We start from the raw sequence: 5,669 nt of genomic DNA, 5'->3' as shown, positions 1-5,669 counted from the left end.
GCGGCGCCGAGGGTGGTGCTGAAGGCGGCGCCGAGGGTGGTGCTGAAGGCGGCGCCGAGGGTGGGGCTGAAGGCGGCGCCGAGGGCGGTGCCGAGGGCGGTGCTGAAGGCGGCGCCGAGGGTGGCGCAGAGGGCGGTGCCGAGGGTGGCGCCGAGGGCGGCGCTGAAGGCGGTGCCGAGGGTGGCGCCGAAGGCGGCGGTGCCGAGGGTGCCGAAGGCGGCGGTGCTGAAGGTAGTGAAGGCTCGGAGGGCGGTGGCACCGAAGGTGACGGCGGCTCCGGAGGCGATAGTGGTGCCGAGGGTGATGGCGGTGCCGAGGGTGATGGCGGTGCCGAGGGTGACGGTGGTGCCGGAGGCGATAGTGGCGCCGAGGGTGACGGCGGCGCCGGTGGTGACGAGGGAGACGGTGGTCCCGAAGACGACGGTGGCGGATCCGGCCCCGACGGTGGCACCGGCGGCGGCGGGTCCGGCTCCGGCAGCGGCGGGTCCGGCCCCGGGGGCGATACGGCCGGCAGCGGCGGGTCCGGCCCCGGAGGCGATACGGCCGGCAGCGGCGGGTCCGGCCCCGGAGGCGATACGGCCGGCAGCGGCGGGTCCGGCCCCGGAGGCGATACGGCCGGCAGTTCCGGAAGCGGAGGCAGCGGCTCCGCCGCGGCTCCGGGCAATGGTCTCGGCCCTGCGGGAGGTGCGGCTCCGGACACGGCCGCACCGGGAGGCTCCCCGTCCGCCGGTCCGGCCCTCGGCAGTTCCCCGGGTGCGGCCGTTCCGGGCAGCACGGGCAGCACCGGAACCACGACCGCGGGGACGGGCAGCTCGACGACCGTCGAGATTCCGGCCGACCCGAGCAACCCCGACGCCCTGAGGAGCGCAGCCGGAAACCCGACCTTCAGCGTCCGGGGCAACGGCGACGACTCCGCGCCGGCGACGGTCGTCCAGCAGACCCTCTCCTGGAGGGAGGTCGCGCGCCCGCCATCGGCGGCCGAGCTGGACTGGACGTGGCTGGACGAGCCTATCGAGGGCGAGCCGGAACGGCCCTCCACATTGGAACAGCTCGACCCCGCCGAAGAGCAGTCGGTGCTGGAATCCGGATGGGAGTGAGCCGCGGCCCGGCTCCGGCGTCCTTCCCCAGGGCGTGGGCCCCCAGGGCGTGGGGCCTCAGGGCGTGGGGCGCAGCCAGCGGCCCTCGTCCGTCCGGCAGCGGACGTCCGTGAAACGGTCGACCGCCTCGCCGGACGTGACCTCTTCGGAGAACTCGCGGCAGAACCGGCCGTCCTCGCCGCGGAAGCTGCGCAGCGGGACGATGCGCCCCTGCACGCTGCCGTCCGGCGCCGCCCATTCGAGCACGTCGTGGCTGGGCAGCGTCTCTAGCGCTTCCTGCCGGGCGGCCGCGGCCAGCACCTGCTCCTCGGTGCCGGTCTCCTCGATCACGACGGCGTCGCCGGTGGCGGCGCATCCCAGCGCCATCAGGGACGCCAGGAAGAGGGCGAGGATCGGGGCGGAGCGCGAGCCGGTCATGAATGCCATCCTGGTTCGGGGTTCCGTCGATGGGAATCGGTCCGAACCAACGGGATAGCATGGCTCCGCCCCTCGCCGCTCGGCCCCTTGGGGCGGCGGCCGGATGCGATCCGGCTACCTCCGGGGGGCCATGCCCCGATCGGCCTTCGGCTCCCTACCCCGCGCGCATGCGGTTGACCGCGCTCAGCACCGCGCGCAGGGAGGCCGACACGATGTTGCGGTCCCGGCCGACGCCGAACCGCGGACGGCCTTCCGGCGCCTCGATCTCGACATAGGCGACGGCGGCCGCGTCGGCGCCGGCGCCGACGGAATGCTCGCGATAGTCGATCACCCGTACCGATACCCCGCACTGCGCGGCCAGCGCGTTCACGAAGCCGTCGATCGGGCCGGTGCCGGCGCCCTCGATCGTCCTCTCCACCCCGTCCTGGACGATGCGCGCGGTCAGCACGCGCTGGCCCGGACGGCCCGATGCCGGCAGGGTCTGGTGGTCGATGAAGTCGAAAGGCTGGGTCCGGGCGATGTATTCGTGCTCGAAGGCCTGCCACATGTCGTCGGACGACATCTCGGTGCCGCTCTGGTCCGTCAGCCGCTTCACCAGCGCCCCGAACTCGACCTGGAGGCCTTTCGGCATCACCAGCCCGTGGTCGCGTTCCATGATGAACGCGGCCCCGCCCTTGCCGGACTGGCTGTTGATGCGGATCACCGCCTCGTAGGTGCGGCCGACGTCGGCCGGGTCGATCGGCAGGTAAGGCACTTCCCAGGTATCGCTGTTCGCCTTCTTCAGCGCGGCCATGCCCTTGTTGATCGCGTCCTGGTGGGAACCGGAGAACGCCGTGTAGACCAGCTCGCCCGCATAGGGATGGCGCGGATGCACCGGGAGCTGCGTGCACTCGGTCGCGATGCCCACGATGCCGTCGATGTCGCTGAAGTCCAGCCCGGCGTCGACGCCCTGGGAGAACAGGTTCAGCGCCATCGTCACCAGGTCGACGTTGCCCGTGCGCTCGCCGTTGCCGAACAGCGTGCCCTCGACCCGGTCCGCCCCCGCCAGCAGACCCAGTTCGGCCGCCGCGACCGCCGTGCCGCGGTCGTTGTGCGGGTGCAGGCTGATGATCGCGGACTCGCGGTTGCGCAGGTTGCGGCAGAACCACTCGATCTGGTCGGCATGCACGTTGGGCATCGACATCTCGACCGTGGCCGGCAGGTTCAGGATCACCTTGCGCTCGGGCGTCGGCTGCCACACCTCCATGACGGCGTGGCAGACGTCGAGCGCGAAGTCCAGCTCGGTGCCGGTGAAGCTCTCGGGCGAATACTGGAACGTCCATTCGGTGCCGGGATGCTCGGCCGCGACGTCGCGCACCAGCTTCGCGCCCTCGACCGCGATGCCGACGATGCCGGCCTGGTCCGTCCCGAACACGACCCGGCGCTGCAGCTCGGAGGTCGAGTTGTAGAGATGGACGATCACCCGCTTCGCCCCCTTCACCGCCTCGAAGGTCTGGCGGATCAGGTGCTCGCGCGCCTGGGTCAGGACCTGGATCGTGACGTCCTCGGGGATCAGGTCGCGCTCGATCAGCAGGCGCACGAAGTCGAAGTCGGTCTGCGAGGCGGCCGGGAAGCCGACCTCGATCTCCTTGAAGCCGATCTCGACCAGCGCGTTGAACAGGCGCAGCTTCTGCGAGGGGCCCATCGGCTCGATCAGGGCCTGGTTGCCGTCGCGCAGGTCGACCGAGCACCAGGCCGGCGGCGCCGTCAGGACCCGGCCGGGCCATTGGCGGTCCGGCAGGTCGACGCGGGGATAGGCCTGGTAGCGGTGGTGGGGCATCGTGCGCATGGGAGGTCGCTCCTTCGTGTTCATCGTCTCGGCGGCATGCTGGGCAGGGGTACGCTGGGCAGGGGACCGCAGCGGAGGGGGGCCGGTGGACGAAGGAGGGGCATGTGACGGGTGCGCGCGACCGCCGTCCGGTGGCGGACGTGGCAGGCCAGGTGACTGGTCTGATGGATCGGTCTTATGCGGCTTTGCGCGGGGGACATGGCGGACGGACTGGCTGACGGGGGCGACGACGGACGAACCGGACTCCGAGGGAGGCCGGGATCGTAAGTCGAAGCAGGGTCAGCATCCGATCCATCATGGTGAACGGAAGCTACAGACCCCGGCCGCCCCCGTCAACGATTGCATTCCATAGTGGGGCGGGTCCCGGGGAATGCCCGCCAGGGGACGGCTGCTTTCCCCGCCCGCCGGGATCGGCTACACTGGGGGTGCAACCCGACGACACCCCGTACCGTCCCGGACTGCTCCATGCCACCGATGAGACCGACCCGGACCCGGAGCGCCCGCACCCGCAAGGAAGACCTGATGGTCCTGTGCGCGCGCATCGGCTACAACCCGCCGGCCTGATGGTCCGGCCCCACGGGGCCGCGATCCGCCCTTCGCTCGACCAGACCATCGGAAACGACCCATGGACATCCACGCCTCGCGCAGCGCCGCCGACTGGCGGCGCGCCGATACCGCCCACCACCTGCACCCCTTCACCGACTACAAGGCGCTCGCCGACGAAGGCGGCAGCCGGATCATCACGCGCGCCGACGGCGTCCATCTCTGGGACAGCGACGGCCGGCGCATCCTCGACGGCATGGCCGGGCTGTGGTGCGTCAATGTCGGCTACGGCCGGCGCGAGCTGGCCGACGTCGCCCATCGCCAGATGCTGGAGCTGCCCTACTACAACACCTTCTTCAAGACCGCGACGATCCCCTCGGTGGCCCTGGCGGAGAAGCTGTCCGCGCTGACCCCCGCGGGGCTGGACCACGTCTTCTTCGCCAATTCCGGCTCGGAGGCGAACGACACCGTCGTCCGGCTGGTCCGCCACTACTGGAACCTGTGCGGCAAGCCCGGGAAGAAGACCTTCATCGGCCGCCAGTACGGCTACCACGGCTCGACCATGGCCGCGGTCAGCCTCTCGGGCATGGCGCCGATGCACGGCCAGGCGGACCTGCCGCTGCCGGGCTTCACGCATGTCCTGCCGCCCTACTGGTACGGCCATGGCGGCGACATGGACCCGGAGGCGTTCGGCCGGCATGCCGCCCGGCTGCTGGAGGAGAAGATCCTCGAGCTCGGCCCCGACAGCGTCGCCGCCTTCATCGGCGAGCCGATCCAGGGTGCCGGCGGCGTCATCATCCCGCCCGAAAGCTACTGGCCCGAGGTGGTGCGGATCTGCCGCGAGCACGACGTGCTGCTGATCGCCGACGAGGTGATCTGCGGCTTCGGGCGCACCGGGCACTGGTTCGGCAGCGATCTCTACGGGATCGAGCCCGACATCATGACCCTGGCCAAGGGGATCACGTCCGGCTACGTGCCGCTGTCGGCGGTGATGGTCGGCGGGCGCGTCGCGAGCACGCTGGTCGAGGACGGGGGCGAGTTCTACCACGGCTTCACCTATTCCGGTCATCCCCTGGCCTGCGCGGTCGCGCTGGAGAACATCGCGATCCTGGAACGCGACGGGCTGGTCGAGCGCACGCGCACCGACATCGGCCCCTATCTCCAGCAGCGCCTGCGCGAAGCCTTCGCCGACCATCCGCTGGTCGGCGAGGTGCGCGGCGTCGGGCTGATCGCCGGGATCGAACTGGTCAAGGACAGGCAGCGGCGGACCTTCTGGCCGGGCGGCGGCAAGATCGGCCAGATGTGCCGCGACCACTGCTTCGCCAACGACCTGGTGATGCGCGCGGTGCGCGACACGATGGTCCTCGCCCCGCCCCTGGTCATCACCCGCGACGAGGTCGACGACCTGGTCGAACGCGCCACCCGCGCCATCGACGCGACGGCGCGCGATCTGGGCGTGATGTAGCGCCGACGCGCGGGGCGTGACGTAGCGCCGGCGCCGCCTCCTCCTCTCCCGTGCCTGCACGGGAGAGGAGGAGGCCGGGCGGCGTTGCCGCCGGCGGCCGCGTGCCGCTACTATCGCTCGCCACCCCACTTTCGAGGACACCGCCGATGAAGACCGTTTCGGGGCGCGCGGCGCCCGCGGCTTCGTTGGACGTACCCGGACCGGCTTTCGCCGGCGTGCTGTCGTGCGACGGCACGGTGGTCGAGGCCGAGGCCGGCCCCCTCGGCGGGTTCCTGTGGGAGTGCTGTCCCTGGCCGCTGCCCCCGGCCGCCCGGGCGGG

Annotated in this window: 3 protein-coding genes and 1 pseudogene; 2 read left to right on the top strand and 2 right to left on the bottom strand. The window is 71.7% G+C overall.

Features of this window, described 5'->3' with window-relative positions; genetic code table 11:
* A pseudogene (locus VGO20_RS22340) lies at positions 1 to 1,097 on the top strand (hypothetical protein); the annotation flags it as partial.
* A 57-nt stretch (positions 1,098 to 1,154) separates the two neighbouring features.
* On the opposite strand, the gene VGO20_RS22335 reads toward VGO20_RS22340, so the two are convergent.
* Together VGO20_RS22335 and leuA are read right to left on the bottom strand one after the other, a co-directional pair.
* A complete protein-coding gene (locus tag VGO20_RS22335; protein ID WP_327504597.1) occupies positions 1,155 to 1,514 on the bottom strand; it encodes an RT0821/Lpp0805 family surface protein in 360 nt (119 codons plus the stop codon).
* 154 nt (positions 1,515 to 1,668) lie between these two features.
* Positions 1,669 to 3,342, bottom strand: coding sequence for a 2-isopropylmalate synthase (gene leuA / locus VGO20_RS22330; protein ID WP_327504596.1), 1,674 nt, complete (start codon positions 3,340 to 3,342; stop codon positions 1,669 to 1,671).
* A gap of 625 nt (positions 3,343 to 3,967) precedes the next feature.
* Between leuA and VGO20_RS22325 the strand changes: the two genes are divergently transcribed.
* Complete coding sequence (locus tag VGO20_RS22325; RefSeq protein WP_327504595.1) at positions 3,968 to 5,350, top strand: aspartate aminotransferase family protein; 1,383 nt, start codon at positions 3,968 to 3,970, stop codon at positions 5,348 to 5,350.
* Positions 5,351 to 5,669: the final 319 nt, after the last annotated feature.

It is taken from the genome of Arenibaculum sp. (assembly GCF_035998295.1).
Taxonomy (GTDB): Bacteria; Pseudomonadota; Alphaproteobacteria; order Azospirillales; family Azospirillaceae; genus DASYHS01.
This window is presented reverse-complemented; position numbering and strand designations above follow the sequence as displayed.